Consider the following 19,258-nt stretch of genomic DNA (forward strand, 5'->3'; position numbering starts at 1 on the left):
GGCATTTTGGCGCTGATATCGACCCGATTTTCTCGTTTTGTCGGAGCTAGCAAGCTTGCACAGGAGGGGGGCTTGTGGCAGATATCGGCCCGCTTGGTAGGCCCCTCGGGCGGCCGATTCTTGTCCCAGCACATGCTGCCGTAGCTCAGTGGTAGAGCACTCCATTGGTAATGGAGAGGTCGACAGTTCAATCCTGTCTGGCAGCACCAGCTCTCCTCACCGACGCGAGCCTTCCACCCGGCAGCGCGCCCGCAACAGCTACGGATGCGATCGTGATCACACGTTCCCTGCCCTATGACGGACTGCTCCACGAGATCGTCGAGCATGATGGCGTGCTCTATCTCGGCGGCATCGTTCCCGAGGATACGGGGCTCGACATGGCGGGCCAGGCTGACGACGTGCTGCGCCAGTTGAAGACCCTGCTCGAGGGAGCCGGCGCCGATCTGTCCTGCGTTCTGCAGGTGACGATCTTCATGGCCGACCTCACTGAGAAGGCCGCGTTCAACCAGGTGTGGAAGCGCTATTTCACCGCGGAGCATCTGCCGGCGCGTGCCGCGATCGGCGTTGCGGATCTCGGCCCCGGCGTCAATCTGGAGCTGACGGCGATCGCCGCCCGCCGCTGATCCTCGCGCCACGGGCGAGGCGAGCAAGCCCGATCTTTCCTAGGTTCGCACATGAAGCCTTGCTCTCGCGACGCCAAGCGCCCGAGTTTTGCTGTTTCCTCGACCCTCTTCTGTGAAGAGGGCGCAGGGAAGGCCGGGTGCCGGCTGGCACCCACGGTCCGCTGTGCGAAAGCACACGCAGAAAACTGCACAGCGGCATACAGGTGAAGCCCAACACACGGCCTTCCCTGCGCGGTGGTTTGACGGCTTATGCCTGCTCTCCCCGGAGCCGAGTTCCCTCTGGCCTCCGTCACCTCGCGAATTGACGATGCCGCAAGGCCCGGTTGAGCCCAAAAGCATCTCCGCAAGGCTTGACCGTAGCAACGACGGTCAGGACCACATGGTTTTGCCGTACGCAGCTTCCGGCTCCGCCATGAGGCTTGGCCGGATGTTGGCGCCGTCCGTTCCGCACACCGGCCGGGACCTCACGAGGTTCATCTCGCCCTGCTCCCGCCGCGCGTGCCCGACGCAGCCGCGTCCACCGCACCCCGACCCACGTTCGTGACGACGTACGATCGCCCCTCTCCTCGGGCCGGGATGCGCGATGAATACCGTAATTCCGAACTTCGGTAAATGGGAATATTTTCGCGGGAGGGGTTGACCGGGTTTGGGGTGTTTTGCCCGACGGGTCAGACGCGTTGCGGTCGATATCGGCTTGCAGTGCGCCGCTTCGAAGGATGCGGTCACACGGCACGTTGACCCCTCATTTCATGGTGATAGTCTTTTCGCTCGCGACCTGTCCGGGAGGACACAATGGCATGGTTCGACCGCCTGTTTGGAAGGATGTCGGAGCCGACGACCCCTCTCTTTGCGAGATTTCGGCGGAAATCGAAGGCACCGACCGACCCTGATCTTCTGAAAATCGCCAAGGATCGGAAGGGGCATGTTTCCCGAAGAGCCGTCAGGGACGAATATAATCGGCTGGTCCTGGAGAAGTACGCACACGACAAGTCGTGATTGCGAGGATCTGCCGAGGATTTCAGTAGCCCGTCGGACGGGTTGAGCGAAGCGAAACCCATCGGCTCCTTTCGAGCGACGAAACATGATGGGTTTCGCAAGGGCTCTACCCATCCTGCGCACCGCGCACCATCAATGATCGCCATTCTTCTGCAGTGCCGCGAAGCGATCGTCCGAACGGCGCAGCCGCCGGCACAGCTCGCGATTGATGTTCTGCAGGACGATCACATAGGCGTGGATGTCGGCCTTGTAGCAGGCATAGAGCTTTTGCGCCGTCAGCTCGTACAGCACCGTCGGAGCCTCCGCGACCACCGTGGCGGAGCGGTTCTGCATTTCGATCAGCGTCATCTCGCCGAAGAAATCGCCAGGCTCCAAACGGGATATCGGGATGACGCTGTCCGCATGCGTCCGTTTGCTCACCGCGAGCCGGCCGGATTTGACGATGAACATCGAGCGCCCCGGCTCGCCCTCGGCCACGACGGTCGCGCCGGCATCGAAGCGACGCTCGACCAGCATCGAGATCAAGAGGTCGAGGCTTGCCTCAGAAAGCCCGCCGAAGAACGGCGTCGCCAGCAGGAACGCTTTCAGATCGGGGGCCGTGACGGTCATCGCGGGAGGATACGCCCCACCGCTATTTGCGGCAAGCAAGGCGCTGTTTATTGCTGCGCGGCACTCTCCCCGCGCGGCGTCCTTCGCTTCCGCCATACCTGCAGGTCGATCATGACCTTCACCGTTGCCGCGAGGACGAGCGCACTGAGCGCCGCCTTCGAGATTGTCTCCATCGTCCCCTCGATCAGCAGGCAATGGACCACGCTGCCTGCCACGATGACGATGGCGAGGGGAATATGGATGATCCGCCAGCTTCGCGGACGCAATCCCAACCGCCTTCGCAGCAGAGCCAGCAGCGCAACGATGAAGATGGCCCACATCGCGGTCACGCCGAAGGGAGAGAACGGCGTCGGCGACGAGAAGGTCAGCGCGTCGACCATGTCGGGTGGGCTGGTGATCCAGAGGCCGGCGACGTGGATCAGAATCGCCAGAACGAGCGCGCCGCCGATCCAGTGATGGGCGCGCCTGCCACGATAGGCCGACAGGCCCGGCAGGTAGCCCCCGATCAGCAGCGGCTGAACGAGCACGAGGCCGAGGGCGATGATCCCGGCGAAGCCGGCGATAATGTAGACCGGATCGCGCCATGCCAGCTGCTCGCTGGCTGCAGCAAGCGCGACCGGCACCCCGATCGCCAAGGCAAGGGCGATCCATATCAGGGGCGCCCGGGCCGATCTCCATCTCGTCATCTGCAAGTCGGGTTCAAGCCGGCTTCAAGCCGGCTGCAGCACGAAGTGCGCCTCGAGGCTGGTCTCCTTGGCGCTCCGCATCACGGGCCGCAGGAAGACGGTCTTGAACTCGCCGCTGTCATAGGCGAGGTGGCCGTGCGGCTGGCCGAAGATCGGAATGATCTGCGGCATCTCCAGCCGGAACTTGCCGTCCTTATCGGTGAGCGTTGCGCCGTGGCTCTGCGGCTCGTGCTCCCGCCCTTCGACCGTGTGCGCCCAGATCTGGATGCGTTGCCCGGCCAGCGGAGCCCCGTCGCCGGCGCGGCGCACCGTGCCGCTCATCCAGAAGCCGCCCTTGCCGATCCGCTCCACGATCGCCGCGCCCTTGCGGTAATTGTTCGCCCCGCCCGACATCGACTCGGTCGGCGCGAGGCCGCTCGCACGGGCCGGCAGCAGGAGGCCGGAAGCGCCGGTTGCCAGAAGGCCGGTTGCGAGGACGGAGCCGCCGGTCGCGAGGAGGTTGCGGCGGGTGAGTGCGACCATGGTCATGTCGGTTCCTCCTGGCGATCGTGCAGCTGCTGCGGCAGGCTACAATACCAGGTGCAAAACGCCCAGTTGGCGCGAGGGGCGCCATAAGTCGCAATAACGGTGTTGTGAACGGACGCGTGGGCCGCATCCACGGAGAACCGCTCAGCCGCGCTTGCCCTGTTGTCGTTCGAGGCGGAGCCTTTGTGCTCTCATGCGTTTGATCTCTTCATTGAGAGCGTCGGTTTTTTCATCAAGGCGTGAGTTTTCTGATTTCGGCTCGTCGCGCTGACGTATCTTTTCGAGCGCTTTCTCAACCGAGAGCTTGGTCGGATCGGCCATGACATCTCTCCTTGGGGAAATCGAAGCAGCCAATACTGGACATGAAAATGAACCCGGGTTCCGAATATTGACGTAAGTCAAGCCTGCGCTGAAAGCCCGCCAAAAACGCCATCTGGGCGGTTCGCCGGTTACCCACGACAATTCCGAATGGCATCGTTGCGCCCGTGTCCAATCGAGATCGCAACGCTAACATTCGGAACGCACGGTATTAGATATGGGGCCCAGGCGCGTTGCGCCCCCTCACTGGACCCCCTCGCATGATCCCCTTCTCCGTCCTCGACCTCGCACCGATCCGCCAGGGCGGCGACGCGGCGCAGGCGTTTCGCAATTCGCTCGATCTGGCCCAGCATGCGGAAAGGTGGGGCTTCAAGCGGTTCTGGCTGGCCGAGCATCACAACATGACGGGCATCGCCAGCGCCGCGACGTCGGTGGTGATCGGACATGTCGCGGGAGGCACCAAGACGATCCGCGTCGGCTCCGGCGGGATCATGCTGCCGAACCATTCGCCGCTGGTCATCGCCGAGCAGTTCGGCACGCTGGAATCGCTTTATCCCGGGCGGATCGATCTCGGGCTCGGCCGGGCGCCGGGCACCGACCAGTTCACCGCAAGGGCATTGCGGCGCGACCTCGCCACCACGTCCGAGAACTTTCCCCAGGACGTGCTGGAACTGCAGGCGCTGCTCGGCGACGTGCAGCCGAACCAGGCGATCCGCGCCGTACCCGGCATGGGGACCAAGGTGCCGCTCTGGATCCTGGGATCGAGCACGTTTGGCGCGCAGCTTGCCGCAATGCTGGGACTGCCGTTCGCCTTCGCCTCGCATTTCGCGCCGCAGATGATGATGCCGGCGCTGCGCGAATATCGCGCGCGCTTCGAGCCCTCGGCGCAGCTCGACAAACCCTACGCGATGATCGGCGTCAACGTGTTCGCGGCCGACAGTGATGAAGAGGCGCAGCGGATGTTCTCATCGCTGCAGCAGCAATTCATCAATTTGCGCCGGGGTACGCCAGGGCCGCTGCCGCCGCCGGTAGACGACATGGACGCGCTGTGGTCGCCGGCGGAGAAGGCCATGGTCGAGCAGTCGCTGTCGTGTTCGGCCGTCGGCTCGCCCGATGTGGTGGAAGAGAGGCTAAACGCGCTGATCCGCGAGACCGGCGCGGACGAATTGATGACGACGGGGCAGATCTACGACCATGCCGCGCGCCTGCGCTCGTTCGAGATCGCGGCAGAGGTGCGGGAGAGGCTGGCGAAGCAACCGGTGGTGTGAGGCGCCGCTACCACGCCGTCATTGCGAGCCAACGGGTCCGCGCGAAGCGCGGCCCGATGACAGGCTCCGCGAAGCAATCCAGACTGCCACCGCAGCAAAACTTTGGATTGCTTCGTCGCAAGAGCTCCTCGCAATGACGGCCGAGGGAGTTCGTCCTAATCCGGAAAGCCGAACAGCTTGGCCGGATTGTGCACCAGAATCTTCTCAAGCTCCGCCTGGTCGGGCGCGTAGCGGTACATCAGCTCGAGCAGATCGGCATCGTTCGGCGGCTGCTTCACCGAGACCGGATGCGGCCAGTCGCTGGCCCAGACGCAGCGGTCGGGCGCGGCTTCGATATAGGCGCGCGCGATCGGGATGACGTCGTCGTAAGGCGGACCGGCCTTCGAGGTCTTCTCGCCGAGCGAGAGCATCACCCAGAAATTGCCCTTGTCCAGCAGCTCCAGCATCTTGCGCAGGTTCGGATCGTTCTTGCCGGCCTCGGGGTCAGGCCGCGCCATGTGGTCGATCAGCACGGGGACGTCGAGATTCTCGTACTTGGCGACGCTGGAGACGATGCCGTCCTTCTCCGGCTGGATCTTGGCGTACCAGCCGAGCTCGCGGATGCGGGCAATGGCGCGGGCGAAATCGGCGTCCGACAGCACGGCGCCGAGCTCCTGGCGGAAGCTGAAGCGCGCGCCGCGCACGCCGGCATCGTGCAGCTTGGCGAGATAGGAGTCGCTCGCTTCCGCGAACACCAGTGCGTTGGCGCAGCCGCGATAGTTCGGTCCCATCGCTGCGAGCCCGTCGAGCACGACGGAATGGTCGGCGCCGTAGGTCGTGGTCTGCACGATGATGCCGCGCTCGATTCCGAGCTGCTTGTGCATGCGCAGCGCCGCTTCCCAGGTCGCGGTCGGCATCCGATAGGCCGCGCCGGGACGCTCCGGATATTTCTCGATCGGCCCCAGCACGTGGAACTGGCTGTCGATGGTCTTCGGCGGCGGCGCCTTGACCGGGCGGCGCGGGTTGGGGTCGAACGGCAGATAGGTGGGCATGCGCGAAACTCCTTTAGTCGATCACGGCGGTGAAGTCGCACTGCACCAGCGCGCCGCCATCCATGTTGTCCATCGGCAGCGCGTGGCGCGCCGGGCGCGAATGCTCGTCCGGAAACATCTTCAGCCATTCGACGTTGACGGGGCCGCGGTTGCCGCGGTCCTTCAGCCACACGGTCATCTTGATGATGTCATCTGTGGTGCCACCGGCGGCCTCCACCGTCGCCTTCATATGCGCGAACATGTTGGCGCATTGGGCCTCGAGACTCTCCGGCATCGCATTGGTCGCGGGATCGCGGCCGAGGATGACGCCGGACATCACGAGATTGCCGATACGGCAGGCGTTCGGAATCGGGTTGACGTGCTTGAAGCCGCCGATGTGAATGCTCTTGCGCCGCGTTTGACCACTCATGTTGCGCTCCCTTTTATTATTGCTTCAGACGAACTGGCACGACACCGAGCCGAAAGCGCCGTAGTCGGCATGGAACGTGTCGCCGCGGCGGATGTCGACCGGACGCGTGAACGATCCCGCCAGAACGACTTCGCCGGCTTTGAGCTGCTCGTCATGCGGCGCGAGGCGGTTGGCGAGCCAGGCAATGCCGTTGGCGGGGTGATTGAGCACGCCGGCGGCAAGGCCGGTCTCCTCGACCTCGCCGTTGCGGAACAGCAATGCGCCGATCCAGCGCAGGTCCGCATCCATCGGGCGGATCGGCCGGCCGCCGAGCACCAGCGCGGCATTGGCCGCGTTGTCCGAGATCGTGTCCATCACCTTTCGCGTCTTGCCGGTCTCCGGATCGACGCGATGCATGCGCGTCTCCAGGATCTCCAGCGCAGGCGTCACGTAGTCGGTGGCGTTGAGCACGTCGAAGATGGTGCAGTCGGGCCCGCGTAGCGGCGCCTTCAGCACGAAGGCGAGCTCGACCTCGATGCGCGGCGCGTGAAAGCGGTCGAACGGAACAGGCGTCGCGTCGGCGTAGAACATGTCGGCGAACAGCACGCCGTAATCGGGCTCGTTGATGCCGACCGCATTCTGCATCGCCTTCGAGGTCAGGCCGATCTTGTGGCCCTTGATGATGCGGCCGCGGCCGAGCTGGAGTTTCGTCCAGGCGCGCTGGACCGCGTAGGCATCCTCGATGCTGAAATCGGGATACTCTTTCGTGAACATCGGGATCAGCGATTTGGTGCGCTCTGCTTCATCGAGCCGCGCGGCGAGGCGCTCTATCGTGGCAGTGTCCAGCATGAACTAGCCCTCCGCAGCGACAATGTTGCGCAGCACGCCGATGCGACTGGACTCGACCTCGACGACGTCGCCGCTCCTGAGCCAGCGCGGCGGATCGAAGCGCGCACCCGCGCCGGTCGGCGTGCCCGTGACGATCATGTCGCCGGGCTTGAGGGTGGCGAAGGTCGAGAGATAGGAGATCAGGAAGTCGAACGGGAACATCAGCCGCTCAGTCGAGTCCTGCTGCCGGACCTCGCCGTTGACGCGCGTGACGATGTCGTGCGGGCCGCGCGGGTCGAGCTCGTCCGACGTCACGATCCAGGGACCGATGCTGCCGGAGCGATCGAAATTCTTGCCCTGCGTGACGTTGAACTTGCCGTGACGCAGCCAGTCGCGAATCGTGCCTTCGTTGCACAAGGTCATGCCGAAGATGTGCGACCAGGCCTGTTCGCGTGGGATGTGGCGGCCGCCCTGCCCGATCACGATGACGAGCTCGCCTTCATAGTCGAGCTGGTCGGAGACTTTGGGCTTCTCGATCGTCTGACCGGCGCCCGTCATCGAGGACATGCTGCGCACGAACAGGCTGGGATATTTGGGCAGGTCGGAATTATCTTTATATTCCGCGTTGCGCTCGGCGTAGTTGACACCGATGCACCACAGCTTCTCCGGCGTCAGCACCGGCGGCAGCAGGACGAGCTGGTCCAGCGCATGATCCGGCTTCTGACCCGCGACGGCCTCCTGCGCTTCGGCGAGCGCGTTGCCCGCGATCAGCGCCTTCACGTCCGAATAGTCGCGGCCGATGCGCCTGGTCAGATCGACCACGCCGCCGTCCACGGCCGCGCCATAGCGCGCCTCGCCGTCCACGAGATAGCTCAGCAGTCGCATTGTATGTCCTCCGATGATCTTGAAGCGGCGGCCGGCGATGAGGCCCGCGCGCTCAGTCCTTCGACTTGGGAGTCTGGAACACGCTGCCCAGCGTCACGATCTCGCCGAGGCGGGCGTAGCGCGGGCCGCCGATGCGCGCGATCGGGTCGAGCGCTTTGGTCTCGACCTTGCCGTCGTTGACGAGACCGTCGCGCAAATGGAACAGCACGACCTCGCCGACGATGAGCCGGCTCTTGGCGTCGCCGAATTCGAGGCACTGCCGGAACCGGCACTCCATCGCCACCGGGGCGGCGGCGAGCCGCGGCACCTTGATGCGCTCGCTGGCGAGGGTCTCCAGGCCGAGATGCTCGACCTCGCTGATTTCAGGCGGATGCTCGACCGAGCTGTCGTGCACGGCGTTCATCAGCGGCATATCCGCGATGTGGATCACATATTCCTCGGTGTCGAGGATGTTGTGCGCGGTGTCCTTGTAGTCGGCACCCTTGCGGCCGACGCTGATGGCGAGCATCGGCGGCTTCTGCGAGACGAAGGTGAAGGCGCTGAACGGGGCGAGGTTGAGCACGCCCGTGGCTGACAGGCTGGTCACCCAGGCGATCGGACGCGGCACCACGATGCCGGTCATCAGCCGGTAGATGCGCTCGGCGCCGAGCTCGGTCGGATCGATCCGCATCGATCAATCCGCCCTGATATTGGCCTTGCGCACCACCGGAATCCACTTGGCGTCCTCGCGCTCGAGATAGGCCTTGAACTCGCCCGGTGTCATCGGCGTGGCTTCGCCGCCGAGCTTTTCGAACTTGTCGATCACGGCAGGGTCTTTCAGGATCGCGACCAGCGTCTCGTGCAGCTTCTCGACGATCGGCGCGGGCGTGCCGGCGGGCGCGAACAGGCCGGTGAAGGTCTGGCCGTCGAGATCCTTGTAGCCGAGCTCGGCGAAGGTCGGCACGTCAGGCAGCGACTTCAGCCGGTGCGGTGAGGTGACGGCGAGCGCGCGGAACAGGCCGGCCTTGATGTGCTGGAGGCTGACCGTGAGCTGGTCGAACGCGAACTGCACCTGTCCGCCCAGGAGATCGTTGATGGCCGGCGCGTTGCCGCGGTAATGCGCCGTGACCCATTGCAGCCCGAGGCTGGACTGCATCAGCTCGCTGAGCAGATGGTTGGTGGTGCCGGGACCTGGCGAGGCCATTGTCAGCTTGCCGGGCTCGCGCTTGGCGAGATCGAGAAACTCCTTGAGCGTGGTTGCCTGCACCGACGGATGAACCTCGAGCACCAGCGGCGTCATCGAGATCGTCGAGATCGGAAGAAAATCCTTCTTCCAGTTATAGGCGTCGCGCTTGTTGATCTCGGTCGCGAACAGCACCGGGCCGTTGGCGCCGACGAACAGCGTGTAGCCGTCGGGCGCCGATTTCGCGAAGGCTTCGCCCGCGATCATGCCGCCGGCGCCGGCCTTGTTCTCGATGACGAAGGGCTGGCCGAGCTTTTCCTGGAGCTTGTCGGCGACGATGCGCGCGGCGCTGTCGACATTGCCGCCGGCGGGATAAGGCACGATCAGCTTGACGTTGCGCGCCGGCCATTGCTGGCCGGAGGCGGGCCCTGCCAACATCGCAGTGGCGGCAGCTATGGCAATCCAGATTAATCTCATGTTAACCTCCCGGCGGCGCTTCCAATTCCATATCGGGCGCCGATGACTTTCGTGCAGGACATCCCGATCGGAGCGCAATCTCCAGATGCGCGCTTGCCCTGTCGAGGGAATTGTGGCGTTCTTGTCCATAATATGGACAAGAGACGCGCAACGAAACTCGCCCGCAGCGCCGTGGAACCGCGACAGGGCGCGCAGGCGATCCGGCGCGCGCTCGCGGTGCTGCGCATCCTCGCCGCAGGGCGCGAGGACGGTGTGCCATTGGTCGAGGTGGTGCGCGCCACCGGCCTCACCCGCCCGACCGTGCACCGCATCGTCCACGCGCTGATCGAGGAGGGCATCGTCGAGCGGCACCAGCGCACCGGCCGCTACGCGATCGGCAACCAGGTGCCGGAGCTGGCGCTGGCGCGTCCCCGGCCCTCGCGGCTCCTGGTCGCCGCAACTCCGTCGCTGCAGCGCGCGTCCGCCGAGATCGGCGACACGCTGTTCCTGACGGTGCGCACCGGCAACGACACGCTGTGCGTCGACCGCCGGATCGGCGTCTATCCGATCCAGGTGCTGTCGATCGAGGTCGGCGCGCGGCGGCCGCTCGGCGTCTCCAGCGCCGGCGTTGCCATTCTCGCCGCGATGCCGGCGCCGGAGGCGCGCAAGATCGTCGCGGCGAACGAGAAGCGGTTCGAAGCCTACCGGACCGACGTCGCGACCGTGCTCGGCGAGGTCACCGCCGCCAGGCGGCTCGGATACGGCATGAGGGAGATCGGCCTGGTGCAGGGAACGAAATCGATCTCGACCTGGATCAAGACGCCGGACGGCCAGCCGGCTGCGGCGATGACGGTGTCCGCCGTTCGCACGCGGCTGGGGCCAAGGCGGGAGCAGGAGGTGGCGGAGATCCTGCTGCGGGAGGCGCGGACGATCGAGCAGGCGATCGGGGGCTAAGGCACGGACGGTGCCGGTTCTTCGCCTCTCCCGCTTGCTTGCGGGAGAGGCCGACGCGCTCGCAGAGCGCGGCGGGTGAGGGCTCTCTCCACGCAGGGGCATACTCGGCAAGTTCTCAACACCCCCAACGCGGAGACACCCTCTCCCCAACCCTCCCCCGCAAGCGGGGGAGGGAGCGCACCGTCACTGCGGCGCTGTCAATGGGCTGACTTGGCACACGGTTTTGTGGCACAACGCGCCATCGCCGACCGACCAACGAGGCCACGCATGCCCGCGCCGAAACCGCCTGCTTTCGAGACCCTGAGCCTGCATGCGGGCCAGCATCCGGATCCCACGACCGGCGCCCGGGCGGTGCCGATCTACCAGACCACGTCCTACGTGTTCCAGGATTCCGACCACGCCGCGGCATTGTTCAACCTGGAGCGCGCCGGCCACATCTATACGCGCATCTCCAATCCGACCACCGGCGTGCTGGAGGAACGGCTTGCTGCGCTCGAAGGCGGCGTCGGCGCGATCTGCACCGCGAGCGGCCAGGCCGCGCTGCACCTCGCCATCGCGACGCTGCTGAGCGCCGGCGACCACATCGTGGCGTCGAGCTCGCTCTACGGCGGCACCATCAATTTGCTGGCGCACACGCTGCCGCGCTTCGGCATCACCACGACCTTTGTGAAACCACGCGATCACGACGCGTTTCGTGGCGCCATCAAGCCGAACACAAAACTCGTGATCGGCGAGACCATCGGCAATCCCGGGCTCGAGGTGCTCGACATTCCCAAGGTCGCGGCGATTGCGCATGCGGCCAAGATTCCGCTTCTGATCGACAACACCTTCGCCACGCCCTATCTCAGCCGCCCGATCGAGCTGGGTGCCGACATCGTCATGCATTCGGCGACCAAATGGATCGGCGGCCACGGCATCGCGATCGGCGGCGCCATCGTCGACGGCGGCCGCTTCGACTGGCGTGCATCCGGCAAATTCGCCGTGCTGACCGAGCCCTATGGCGGCTATCACGGCATCGTCTTCGACGAGCAGTTCGGCACGGCCGCTTTCATCATGCGGGCGCGTACGGAAGGCTTGCGCGATTTCGGCGCCTGCCTGTCGCCCACCAATGCGTTCCAGCTGCTGCAGGGCGTCGAGACGCTCGGCGTGCGCATGGACCGGCATATGCAGAACACGCTATCCGTGCTGGAGGCGCTGAAGTCCAACAAGGCGGTGGACTGGGTGCTGCATCCCTCGCTCGAAGACCATGCGGACCATCAGCTGGCGAAGCAGCTGCTGCCGCGCGGTGCCGGCTCGATCGTCTCCTTCGGCATCAAGGGCGGGCGGCCTGCCGGGCGCAAATTCATCGAAAGCTTGCGCATGATCAGCCACCTCGCCAATGTCGGCGACGCCAAGACGCTGGTGATCCATCCCGCCTCGACCACGCATCAGCAGATGGATGCCGAGCAGCTCAAGGCTGCCGGCATCGGCGAGGAGCTGGTGCGGCTCTCGGTCGGTATCGAGACCGCCTCGGACATCATCGACGACCTCAACCAAGCGCTGCGCATCTCGCAAAAGGCCTGACACCATGAAGCTCTCCGTCAACGGCACCGATGTGTTTGTCGCAACCGGCGGCCGCGACTTCGACAAGTCCCTGCCCGCGGTGGTCTTCATCCACGGCGCCGGCTTCGACCATTCGACCTGGGCGCTGCATACGCGCTGGTTCGCCCATCATGGTTTTGCCGTGCTCGCGCCCGACCTGCCCGGGCACGGGCGCTCGGCTGGGCCTTCGCTCGGCAGCATCGCCGAGATGGCCGACTGGACGGCGGCGCTGCTCGATGCGGCGGGCGCTGCGAAGGCGCACCTGATCGGCCACTCCATGGGCTCGCTGATCTCGCTGGAGACGGCGGCGCGGCATCCCGACAAGGTCTCCGCGCTGAGCCTGATCGGCACCGCCGCGACCATGACGGTGGGTCCGGATCTCCTGAAAGCCGCCGAAGCCAACTCGCAGGATGCCAACGACATGGTCTCGATCTGGGGCCTCGGGTTCAACGCGGAGCTCGGCGGCAGCCTGGCGCCGGGCCTGTGGATGCATGGCGGCGCGCAGGCGGTGCTGAAATCGTGCGAGCCGGGCGTGCTGTTCAAGGATCTGTCGGCCTGCAACTCCTATACGAATGCGCTTGCCGCCGCGGCGAGCGTGAAGGTGCCGACGACGCTCATCCTCGGCGAGCGGGACATGATGACGCCGGCGAAGGCCGGCAAGGCGCTCGCCGCCGCGATCCCGCATGCAAAGACCGTCGTGGTGCGAGGTGCCGGCCACATGATCATGGCCGAGCGGCCGGACGAGCTCTTGGCGGCGCTGCGGAACTAAGCGGATCAATCTTCCGCCTCGCGCGTTGCGGTCAGACCCTCGCACTCAAGAAGGGGAACTCGACCATGCCGAGACAGGAAGTCATTCGCAAAGCCAGGCAAGACAAGCGCGCCGGCAAGTCGGCCAGCACGCAGGCCGGCGAGTTCGTCAAGGACGAGATCGACAGGATTCGCAAGGGCAAGCACGGCGCGCGCTCGACCAAGCAGGCGATCGCGATCGGCCTGTCCGAGGCGCGTCGCGCCGGTGTCGATCTGCCGCCGCCGCGCAAGGGAAGCACCAAGAAGTCGACGCGCCGTAGTGCCAAGTACGCTTACGAGGTCGGCCAGGGCAAACGCACGCCGAAGCGGAGCCCGAAAGTATCGCGCGCCGCCACGAACGCTCTGAAGAAGGAGCCGCGCTCCACCGCATCGCGTGGTGCACTGTCGAAACAGGCCAAACGTGCCGCAAGCCGCCGAACCGCAGCGTCCCGCTCGGCCGCCGCGCGGAAAGCCAGCCACACCAAGGGCGCCAAGGTCCGCTCCGCTGCCGCAAAGAAGGCGGCACGCACAAGGGCGCGCCGCCGGAGCTGATCACTCAGGCTGGCTCAGGAGCCCGGCGTCCACTTCCAGACGATGTCGGAGACGTTGACGGGCTTCGGGATGAGGCCCAGCTTTGCGAAACGATCGGCCACCGCCTGCTGGCTTGCGATGATCTCGGCATCCAGCGGCACCACGCGGAAGTTGGAGCGACCCACGAAGCGCCTGACGGCCTCGATGTCGACGCCGGTCGCATCTGCCTGGGCTTTGGCGACGTCCTCGTGGTGTTCGTTGGCCCAGACTCCTTCGGAGGCAAAGGTCGTGTTGAGCTTCGCCACCAGCGACGGATATTTATCGACGAAATCCGTGTTTGCGATGTAGAAGGCATTCGGCTTGTGCACGTCCTTGTCGAAAGCGATGACGCGCGCCTTTTCCTTCAGCTCGGCGAGCGCCAGATAGGGATCCCAGATCGACCAGGCATCGACCGAGCCCTTGATGAAGGCGGCGGTCGCATCGGCGGGCGCGAGCGGCGCCGGCGTTATGTCGGACCAGGACAAGCCGGCCTTCTCGAGCGCGGCAACCAGCAGATTATGCGCGCTCGATCCCTTGCCGAAGGCGACGCGCTTGCCCTTGAGATCGGCCAGCGCGTGAATCGGCGAATCCTTCGGCACGACGATCGCCTGGGTGTTGCCGTCCGATTTCACCGCAGCGACGTAGCGGATCTTGGCGCCGCCGGCCTGCGCGAAGATCGGCGGGGAGTCGCCGACATAGCCGAAATCGACGCTGCCGACATTGATGGCCTCCAGCAGCGGCGGACCGAACTGGAAGTCGACCCACTTGATCTCGATGCCGAGCGGCTTGAAGGCGTTCTCCAGCGTCTGGCGCTGGCGCACCGCCGGGAAGAAGCCGCCCTTCTGCGTGCCGATGCGAATCTCGGCCGGCTTGTCTTCGGCCCACACGGGCGAAACGGCCGCACTTGCCAGCAACAGAGCGCCGGCGATGATGTGTCGTCGCGTGATCATTTGCAAAGTCCTTTCGGTCTGCTGGTGCTCAGATGGAGACAAGGTGCCGGCGCTCCGCGAACACGGCGCTCGCGGCCCGTTCGGCGTCCCGGGCCGAGCGGAACTGGCGGCCTTCGAGGCTGTCGAACAGGCGCTCGGAGGAGAAAAAGCGGAAACCGCGCTCGTCGCTGGCGATGATGCCGGCGGTGCGGTCGTGAACTTCGATGATATAGGCTTTGGGCATGGCTGCTCGTTCGCCGAACGGGTCGGCGCTCCTGTCAAGAGATTGCGATCGGGATTTTGGCTCGGCGATCAGCAGCAACAACAGGCGCCGGTCGCGGCCGAGACGCAGCGACGCATCATGCGCTTGCGCATGTCGCTTCTCACTCGCTGGTCATTCGATGTCATGCAGCAGCTTTCGGCTCGACGATGCAGTTTCGACGCTTCGAATATCGAGGGATTACGCCGATCGGTCAATGAAATGGCTATCCATATTTGCCGCGGCCGCGTGCGCGCACTTCTCTGCGCGCAAGCCGCCGCAGCCGAAATCATCTCGCGATCATGTCAACACGCAAGAGGTCCGTAGCGTGGTACCGTTGCCCCGAGAGGCGCAAAGAAATGCGGAGAACGACATGACGCATGCTCTAAAGGGGCGCACGGCGCTCGTCACCGGCGGCTCGCGCGGGATTGGCGCGGCCATCTGTCGTGCATTGGCCGAAGCAGGTGCGGCGGTGGCGATCAATTGCCGCGAGCGGATTGGCCAAGCTGAACAACTCGCAGGCGAGATCGGCCAGCAGGGCGGCCGCGCCATCGTGGTCGCCGCGGATGTCTCGCAGCGCGAGGCCGTGGCCGGTATGGTCGAGCGCGTCACGGCCGGGCTTGGGCCGGTCGACATCCTGGTCAACAATGCCGGCATTGCGATCACGCGCGGAATCGATGATCTCACCGAGGACGATTTCGACCGCACCATCCTGGTCAACCTGAAATCGGCTTTCCTGTGCACGCAAGCGGTGCTGCCGTCGATGCGCGCGCGGAAGTGGGGCCGCATCGTCAACATCTCCTCGGGTGCCGCGCGCGGTGCCGGCTCGATCGGCCCGCACTACAATGCGTCCAAGGCCGGCATGGAGGGCCTGACGCGCGGCTATGCTGCGCGGCTCGTGAAGGAGGGCATCACCGTCAACGCCGTGGCGCCGTCATTGATCGAGACCGACATGATGAGCGGCCAGCCCGCGCTCGTCAGCCGCATCCCGCTCGGCCGCTTTGGCACGGCGGAGGAGGTGGCGAAGGCTGCGATGCTGCTGGTCGACAACGCCTACATGACCGGACAGACTATCGCGCTGAGCGGGGGTATAGCGTTTAATTGAGGGCTCGCCGCCGGTAGCGCACGCGCTCTTCCAATCTTGGAAAGCCGTAGGGTGGGCAAAGCGAAGCGTGCCCACCATTTGCGTGTAATTGGTGAGAATTCGTGGGCACGGCGCAAGAGCGCCTTTGCCCACCCTACGACTCCGGACTCGCGGAAAGATACCCTTTCTCACGAGGGGAGAGGGAAAGCTCACCACATCGTCGCGGCTGCCCGTTCCGGCCAGGCGCGATCATACTCCGCGCCGCCGACCTTGTTGTCGCTCATTTCCGCAAGAATCTGCCCTGGCGTCGGCAGCGTCTTGGGATCGACGCGCTTGTCGGGATTCCAGAGGTCGGAGCGGACGATGGCGCGGGCACATTGGAAGTAAATCTCGTCCACGTTCATCACCATGACGCTGCGCGGCGCCTTGCCTTCGACCTTGAACGAGGCCAGCAGCTCCGGATCGACGGAAAGATGCGCGCGGCCGTTCGCCCGCACTGCGTTGCCGGAGCCGGGGATCAGGAGCATCAGCGAGACCCTGGGGTCGCGCACGATGTTGCGCAAGGAATCGACCCGGTTGTTGCCGCGGCGGTCGGGCAGCATCAGCGTCTTGGGGTCGTGGACGCGGACGAAGCCAGGCAGATCGCCGCGCGGCGAGCAGTCGATGCCCTCTGGGCCAATGGTGGCGAGCGCGGCGAACGGCGCCTTCTCGATGAAGATGCGGTAGAGCGGGGTGACGTGGTCGGCGACTTTCACGGTCGAGGCGTCGTTGGTGGCGCCGTAGATGGCTTCAAGCTGCTCGACCGTTTCGATCACCGTCATTCCACTCTCTCCTTGCTGTTGCCAGCAACTAATCCTGCCAGCCTTGATTCCTGATCACGCGCAGCAGCTGGCGGCTGTGATAGTCCGCGCTGCCGGCATTGAGGATGGTGACGTCCGCCTGCGCCGACGCCTCTTCGACGCTGCGCGACAGCCGCTCGGCGATGTCGCCGTCGCTCTTCCGGGCGCGCGCGGCAAGCCGCTGCGCCAAGACCTCCGGCGGCGCCGTGATCGCGACCACAACGACATTGGCATAGGCCCGGCGCAAGGCAGCGATCACAGTGCGTGAGACGTTGGCGACCACGGTGCGGCCGGCGCGGATGTCGTCGTTGATCTCGAGCGGCAACGCGTAGGAATGCCCATGGGCCTCCCAGTGCACGGCAAAGTCGCCGTGCTCGCACGCGCGGCGGAATTCGTCGGGGCTGACCGCGATATTGTCTTCATCGGCCGACGCCGCGCGCGTCACGATGCGGCGCGGGAAGACGATGTCGGGATCGTCGCTGCAGGCCGCCTGCGCCAGCCGCAGCAGGGTATCCTTGCCGGCGCCGCTGGGGCCGACCACGAGCACGAGCCGGCCGGGGCCGATCGCACCCGTCTCGCCTTCACCCGCGGTCGCCATATCGCTCATGCGACGCGTTGTCCTTCCCGCCAGACGCTGCGGACCACGGGAACGTGGCCTGCGACATGGACGCGGATCAAATCGGCGCGCTTGCCGGTTGCGACCTCGCCGCGGTCGGTGAGACCGACCGCTTCGGCGGGCGCTTTCGTCACCGTCCGAACCGCGGCCGGGAGGCTGATCGCAGGCACGTGCTCGGGCAATTGCAGCGCGGCCATCAAAAGGCTCGACGGGATGTAGTCCGACGACAGGATGTCGAGCAGGCCCTCGCGCGCGAGATCGACCGCGGCGATGTTGCCGGAGTGCGAGCCGCCGCGCACCACGTTCGGCGCGCCCATGAGGATGTCGATGCCGGCCTGATGCAGGCCGCGCGCGGCCTCCAGCGTGGTCGGGAATTCCGCGACCGAGACGCGGTCGCGCACGGCATCCGCGACGTTCTCTTCGGTGGTGTCGTCGTGGCTCGCCAGCGGAATGTCGTACTGATGCGCCAGCGCCACGATCTCGCGCATGTTCGCCGCGGCATAGCGCCTCTGATATTCGAAGCGCTTAGCGAACAATTCGTCGAGCTCGGCATCGGTCTTGCCGCCGCCCTTGCCGCGGTAATAGTCGCGCAGCTTGACCTCGTCGCGGAACTGGCGCTGGCCCGGCGTGTGGTCCATCAGCGACATCAGCTTGACGTCGGGACGGTCGATCAGCTCCTTGGCTTCCTCGACCACGCTCGGCATCGGGATCTCGCAGCGCAGATGCAGGAAGTGATCGGCGCGCAGCAGGCTGGCCTCGCGGGCCGTGGTGATGGCGGCGGCAAGCACGCCGGCGCGGCCATCGACCTCCTCGGCGCCATCCTCGCGCCAGACCCGGAGCGAATCGAACACGGTGGTGATGCCCGACGTCGCCAGCTGGCCGTCATAGGAGACGACGGCGGCGACCGGATTCCAGAACACCTTTGGCCGCGGAACGTAATGCGCTTCGAGATGATCGGTGTGGAGCTCGATCAGGCCGGGCATGATCAGATCGCCGCCGGCGTCCTCGGCGCCCGCGGGCGCCTTCCCCTCGCCGATCTCCGCAATGCGGCCGTCGGCCAGCGCGAGCCAGCCCTGCTCGATCACCCGGTCAGCCAGCACGATCCTGGCATTGGCGATCACGGCTTCCTTCTTCATTTCCCCATTCCTTCAGGCCGCGGCGGCAAAGCTGGTGACGTCGACGATGCGGTCGGCAATCAGATGACGGATTTCGTCGTCGTGGACAATGGCCACCATGGCAACGTCCTGACGTTTCTTTTCAGCGACCAGCTCGACTACCACGGCGCGATTGGCGGCGTCGAGCGAGGCGGTCGGCTCGTCCAGCAGCAGGATCGGCAGATCCGAGATGAAGCCACGGGCGATGTTGACGCGCTGCTGCTCGCCGCCGGAGAAGGTGGCGGGCGGAAGCTGCCATAGGCGCTCGGGGATGTTGAGGCGATGCAGCAATTCGCCGGCGCGCGCCTGTGCGTCAGTCCGGCTCATGCCGTTGACAATCAGCGGCTCGGCGACGACGTCGATGGTCGCAACCCGCGGCACGGCCCGCAGGAATTGGCTGACATAGCCGATGGTGGAACGGCGGATGTTGAGCACCTGACGCGGCTCGGCGGCGGCAAGATCGACCAGCTTGCCGCGATGACGGATGCCGATCCGGCCGCTGTCGCAGCGGTAGTTGCCGAAGATCATCTTCAGGATCGACGATTTGCCGGCGCCCGACGGACCCGACAGCACGACGCACTCGCCCGGATTGACCTGGAAGGTCACGCCGCGCACCACCGGCAACTCGATGCCGCCCTGCAGGTGCATCGTAAAGGTCTTGCCGGCGTCGGTGATGTCGATCATGGCGGTCATTGGAAAACTCGTATTGTA

General features: G+C 65.5%; 23 protein-coding genes and 1 tRNA gene. 8 read left to right on the plus strand and 16 right to left on the minus strand.

Features of this window, described 5'->3' with window-relative positions; translation table 11 throughout:
• Positions 1-134: 134 nt before the first annotated feature.
• Positions 135-209: transfer RNA gene (locus BDOA9_RS02545), tRNA-Thr, on the plus strand.
• Between the two features lie 63 nt (positions 210-272).
• Positions 273-623, plus strand: a complete 351-nt coding sequence (locus tag BDOA9_RS02550) for a RidA family protein (RefSeq protein WP_025032383.1) — start codon at positions 273-275, stop codon at positions 621-623.
• Between the two features lie 1,128 nt (positions 624-1,751).
• On the opposite strand, the gene BDOA9_RS02560 is transcribed toward BDOA9_RS02550, so the two are convergent.
• The 4 genes from BDOA9_RS02560 to BDOA9_RS38720 form a co-directional block, all read right to left on the minus strand.
• Complete coding sequence (locus BDOA9_RS02560) at positions 1,752-2,228, minus strand: Crp/Fnr family transcriptional regulator (RefSeq protein ID WP_025032385.1); 477 nt, start codon at positions 2,226-2,228, stop codon at positions 1,752-1,754.
• 47 nt (positions 2,229-2,275) lie between these two features.
• On the minus strand, positions 2,276-2,914 hold the full coding sequence (locus BDOA9_RS02565; RefSeq protein ID WP_025032386.1) for a ferric reductase-like transmembrane domain-containing protein: 639 nt from the start codon (positions 2,912-2,914) through the stop codon (positions 2,276-2,278).
• A 24-nt stretch (positions 2,915-2,938) separates the two neighbouring features.
• On the minus strand, positions 2,939-3,442 hold the full coding sequence (locus BDOA9_RS02570; RefSeq protein WP_025032387.1) for a twin-arginine translocation pathway signal: 504 nt from the start codon (positions 3,440-3,442) through the stop codon (positions 2,939-2,941).
• 141 nt (positions 3,443-3,583) lie between these two features.
• On the minus strand, positions 3,584-3,760 hold the full coding sequence (locus BDOA9_RS38720; protein ID WP_192859540.1) for a hypothetical protein: 177 nt from the start codon (positions 3,758-3,760) through the stop codon (positions 3,584-3,586).
• A 257-nt stretch (positions 3,761-4,017) separates the two neighbouring features.
• On the opposite strand from BDOA9_RS38720, the gene BDOA9_RS02575 reads away from it, so the two are divergent.
• On the plus strand, positions 4,018-5,025 hold the full coding sequence (locus BDOA9_RS02575; RefSeq protein WP_025032388.1) for an LLM class flavin-dependent oxidoreductase: 1,008 nt from the start codon (positions 4,018-4,020) through the stop codon (positions 5,023-5,025).
• Positions 5,026-5,180: 155 nt separating this feature from the next.
• On the opposite strand, the gene BDOA9_RS02580 is transcribed toward BDOA9_RS02575, so the two are convergent.
• The 6 genes from BDOA9_RS02580 to BDOA9_RS02605 are packed head-to-tail and all read right to left on the minus strand — an operon-like array spanning position 5,181 to position 9,796.
• Positions 5,181-6,056, minus strand: coding sequence for an amidohydrolase family protein (locus tag BDOA9_RS02580; protein ID WP_025032389.1), 876 nt, complete (start codon positions 6,054-6,056; stop codon positions 5,181-5,183).
• Between the two features lie 13 nt (positions 6,057-6,069).
• On the minus strand, positions 6,070-6,465 hold the full coding sequence (locus BDOA9_RS02585; protein ID WP_025032390.1) for a RidA family protein: 396 nt from the start codon (positions 6,463-6,465) through the stop codon (positions 6,070-6,072).
• 24 nt (positions 6,466-6,489) lie between these two features.
• The gene (gene hpaH / locus BDOA9_RS02590; protein ID WP_025032391.1) at positions 6,490-7,293 is read right to left on the minus strand and encodes a 2-oxo-hept-4-ene-1,7-dioate hydratase; all 804 of its coding nucleotides are present in this window, start codon (positions 7,291-7,293) and stop codon (positions 6,490-6,492) included.
• Positions 7,294-7,296: 3 nt separating this feature from the next.
• Complete coding sequence (locus BDOA9_RS02595; protein WP_025032392.1) at positions 7,297-8,157, minus strand: fumarylacetoacetate hydrolase family protein; 861 nt, start codon at positions 8,155-8,157, stop codon at positions 7,297-7,299.
• A gap of 52 nt (positions 8,158-8,209) precedes the next feature.
• A complete protein-coding gene (locus BDOA9_RS02600) occupies positions 8,210-8,827 on the minus strand; it encodes a flavin reductase family protein (protein ID WP_025032393.1) in 618 nt (205 codons plus the stop codon).
• 3 nt (positions 8,828-8,830) lie between these two features.
• Positions 8,831-9,796 (minus strand): Bug family tripartite tricarboxylate transporter substrate binding protein, encoded by a 966-nt coding sequence (locus BDOA9_RS02605; RefSeq protein WP_025032394.1) that lies wholly within the window; start codon positions 9,794-9,796, stop codon positions 8,831-8,833.
• A 132-nt stretch (positions 9,797-9,928) separates the two neighbouring features.
• Between BDOA9_RS02605 and BDOA9_RS02610 the strand changes: the two genes are divergently transcribed.
• The 4 genes from BDOA9_RS02610 to BDOA9_RS02625 all read left to right on the plus strand — a co-directional run bounded on the left by BDOA9_RS02610 (position 9,929) and on the right by BDOA9_RS02625 (position 13,648).
• Positions 9,929-10,729, plus strand: a complete 801-nt coding sequence (locus BDOA9_RS02610; protein ID WP_025032395.1) for an IclR family transcriptional regulator — start codon at positions 9,929-9,931, stop codon at positions 10,727-10,729.
• A gap of 267 nt (positions 10,730-10,996) precedes the next feature.
• Positions 10,997-12,292: an O-acetylhomoserine aminocarboxypropyltransferase gene (locus tag BDOA9_RS02615; protein WP_025032396.1), complete on the plus strand. Its 1,296-nt coding sequence runs from the start codon at positions 10,997-10,999 to the stop codon at positions 12,290-12,292.
• Positions 12,293-12,296: 4 nt separating this feature from the next.
• On the plus strand, positions 12,297-13,079 hold the full coding sequence (locus BDOA9_RS02620) for an alpha/beta fold hydrolase (RefSeq protein WP_025032397.1): 783 nt from the start codon (positions 12,297-12,299) through the stop codon (positions 13,077-13,079).
• Between the two features lie 65 nt (positions 13,080-13,144).
• The gene (locus BDOA9_RS02625; protein ID WP_025032398.1) at positions 13,145-13,648 is read left to right on the plus strand and encodes a DUF6496 domain-containing protein; all 504 of its coding nucleotides are present in this window, start codon (positions 13,145-13,147) and stop codon (positions 13,646-13,648) included.
• A gap of 14 nt (positions 13,649-13,662) precedes the next feature.
• Here BDOA9_RS02625 and BDOA9_RS02630 read toward each other — a convergent pair whose 3' ends face one another.
• Complete coding sequence (locus BDOA9_RS02630; RefSeq protein WP_025032399.1) at positions 13,663-14,616, minus strand: aliphatic sulfonate ABC transporter substrate-binding protein; 954 nt, start codon at positions 14,614-14,616, stop codon at positions 13,663-13,665.
• Between the two features lie 28 nt (positions 14,617-14,644).
• Entirely contained in the window at positions 14,645-14,839 is a 195-nt protein-coding gene (locus tag BDOA9_RS02635) for a hypothetical protein (protein ID WP_025032400.1), read from the minus strand.
• 388 nt (positions 14,840-15,227) lie between these two features.
• On the opposite strand from BDOA9_RS02635, the gene BDOA9_RS02640 reads away from it, so the two are divergent.
• Positions 15,228-15,959, plus strand: a complete 732-nt coding sequence (locus BDOA9_RS02640) for an SDR family NAD(P)-dependent oxidoreductase (protein ID WP_025032401.1) — start codon at positions 15,228-15,230, stop codon at positions 15,957-15,959.
• 188 nt (positions 15,960-16,147) lie between these two features.
• On the opposite strand, the gene BDOA9_RS02645 is transcribed toward BDOA9_RS02640, so the two are convergent.
• From BDOA9_RS02645 to phnL, 4 genes are read right to left on the minus strand one after another with little or no spacing between them, the layout of a single operon-like run.
• Positions 16,148-16,759: a pyridoxamine 5'-phosphate oxidase family protein gene (locus BDOA9_RS02645; RefSeq protein WP_025032402.1), complete on the minus strand. Its 612-nt coding sequence runs from the start codon at positions 16,757-16,759 to the stop codon at positions 16,148-16,150.
• Positions 16,760-16,787: 28 nt separating this feature from the next.
• Positions 16,788-17,384, minus strand: coding sequence for a phosphonate metabolism protein/1,5-bisphosphokinase (PRPP-forming) PhnN (gene phnN, locus BDOA9_RS02650; RefSeq protein WP_025032403.1), 597 nt, complete (start codon positions 17,382-17,384; stop codon positions 16,788-16,790).
• On the minus strand, positions 17,381-18,529 hold the full coding sequence (locus BDOA9_RS02655; RefSeq protein WP_025032404.1) for an alpha-D-ribose 1-methylphosphonate 5-triphosphate diphosphatase: 1,149 nt from the start codon (positions 18,527-18,529) through the stop codon (positions 17,381-17,383). Before BDOA9_RS02655 ends, phnN begins: the two co-directional genes overlap by 4 nt.
• Before the next feature lie 12 nt (positions 18,530-18,541).
• Positions 18,542-19,240, minus strand: a complete 699-nt coding sequence (gene phnL / locus BDOA9_RS02660; RefSeq protein ID WP_025032405.1) for a phosphonate C-P lyase system protein PhnL — start codon at positions 19,238-19,240, stop codon at positions 18,542-18,544.
• Between the last annotated feature and the right edge of the window lie 18 nt (positions 19,241-19,258).

Source organism: Bradyrhizobium sp. DOA9 (genome assembly GCF_000617845.2).
Taxonomy (GTDB): Bacteria; Pseudomonadota; Alphaproteobacteria; order Rhizobiales; family Xanthobacteraceae; genus Bradyrhizobium.

Excerpts from the sequence above, each read along its gene's own strand:
- BDOA9_RS02560 (WP_025032385.1), bottom strand. The coding sequence starts at position 2,228 with ATGACCGTCACGGCCCCCGATCTGAAAGCGTTCCTGCTGGCGACGCCG.
- BDOA9_RS02565 (WP_025032386.1), bottom strand. The coding sequence starts at position 2,914 with ATGACGAGATGGAGATCGGCCCGGGCGCCCCTGATATGGATCGCCCTT.
- BDOA9_RS02570 (WP_025032387.1), bottom strand. The coding sequence starts at position 3,442 with ATGACCATGGTCGCACTCACCCGCCGCAACCTCCTCGCGACCGGCGGC.
- BDOA9_RS38720 (WP_192859540.1), bottom strand. The coding sequence starts at position 3,760 with ATGGCCGATCCGACCAAGCTCTCGGTTGAGAAAGCGCTCGAAAAGATA.
- BDOA9_RS02575 (WP_025032388.1), top strand. The coding sequence starts at position 4,018 with ATGATCCCCTTCTCCGTCCTCGACCTCGCACCGATCCGCCAGGGCGGC.
- BDOA9_RS02580 (WP_025032389.1), bottom strand. The coding sequence starts at position 6,056 with ATGCCCACCTATCTGCCGTTCGACCCCAACCCGCGCCGCCCGGTCAAG.
- BDOA9_RS02585 (WP_025032390.1), bottom strand. The coding sequence starts at position 6,465 with ATGAGTGGTCAAACGCGGCGCAAGAGCATTCACATCGGCGGCTTCAAG.
- hpaH (WP_025032391.1), bottom strand. The coding sequence starts at position 7,293 with ATGCTGGACACTGCCACGATAGAGCGCCTCGCCGCGCGGCTCGATGAA.
- BDOA9_RS02595 (WP_025032392.1), bottom strand. The coding sequence starts at position 8,157 with ATGCGACTGCTGAGCTATCTCGTGGACGGCGAGGCGCGCTATGGCGCG.
- BDOA9_RS02600 (WP_025032393.1), bottom strand. The coding sequence starts at position 8,827 with ATGCGGATCGATCCGACCGAGCTCGGCGCCGAGCGCATCTACCGGCTG.
- BDOA9_RS02605 (WP_025032394.1), bottom strand. The coding sequence starts at position 9,796 with ATGAGATTAATCTGGATTGCCATAGCTGCCGCCACTGCGATGTTGGCA.
- BDOA9_RS02610 (WP_025032395.1), top strand. The coding sequence starts at position 9,929 with ATGGACAAGAGACGCGCAACGAAACTCGCCCGCAGCGCCGTGGAACCG.
- BDOA9_RS02615 (WP_025032396.1), top strand. The coding sequence starts at position 10,997 with ATGCCCGCGCCGAAACCGCCTGCTTTCGAGACCCTGAGCCTGCATGCG.
- BDOA9_RS02620 (WP_025032397.1), top strand. The coding sequence starts at position 12,297 with ATGAAGCTCTCCGTCAACGGCACCGATGTGTTTGTCGCAACCGGCGGC.
- BDOA9_RS02625 (WP_025032398.1), top strand. The coding sequence starts at position 13,145 with ATGCCGAGACAGGAAGTCATTCGCAAAGCCAGGCAAGACAAGCGCGCC.
- BDOA9_RS02630 (WP_025032399.1), bottom strand. The coding sequence starts at position 14,616 with ATGATCACGCGACGACACATCATCGCCGGCGCTCTGTTGCTGGCAAGT.
- BDOA9_RS02635 (WP_025032400.1), bottom strand. The coding sequence starts at position 14,839 with ATGCCCAAAGCCTATATCATCGAAGTTCACGACCGCACCGCCGGCATC.
- BDOA9_RS02640 (WP_025032401.1), top strand. The coding sequence starts at position 15,228 with ATGACGCATGCTCTAAAGGGGCGCACGGCGCTCGTCACCGGCGGCTCG.
- BDOA9_RS02645 (WP_025032402.1), bottom strand. The coding sequence starts at position 16,759 with ATGACGGTGATCGAAACGGTCGAGCAGCTTGAAGCCATCTACGGCGCC.
- phnN (WP_025032403.1), bottom strand. The coding sequence starts at position 17,384 with ATGAGCGATATGGCGACCGCGGGTGAAGGCGAGACGGGTGCGATCGGC.
- BDOA9_RS02655 (WP_025032404.1), bottom strand. The coding sequence starts at position 18,529 with ATGAAGAAGGAAGCCGTGATCGCCAATGCCAGGATCGTGCTGGCTGAC.
- phnL (WP_025032405.1), bottom strand. The coding sequence starts at position 19,240 with ATGACCGCCATGATCGACATCACCGACGCCGGCAAGACCTTTACGATG.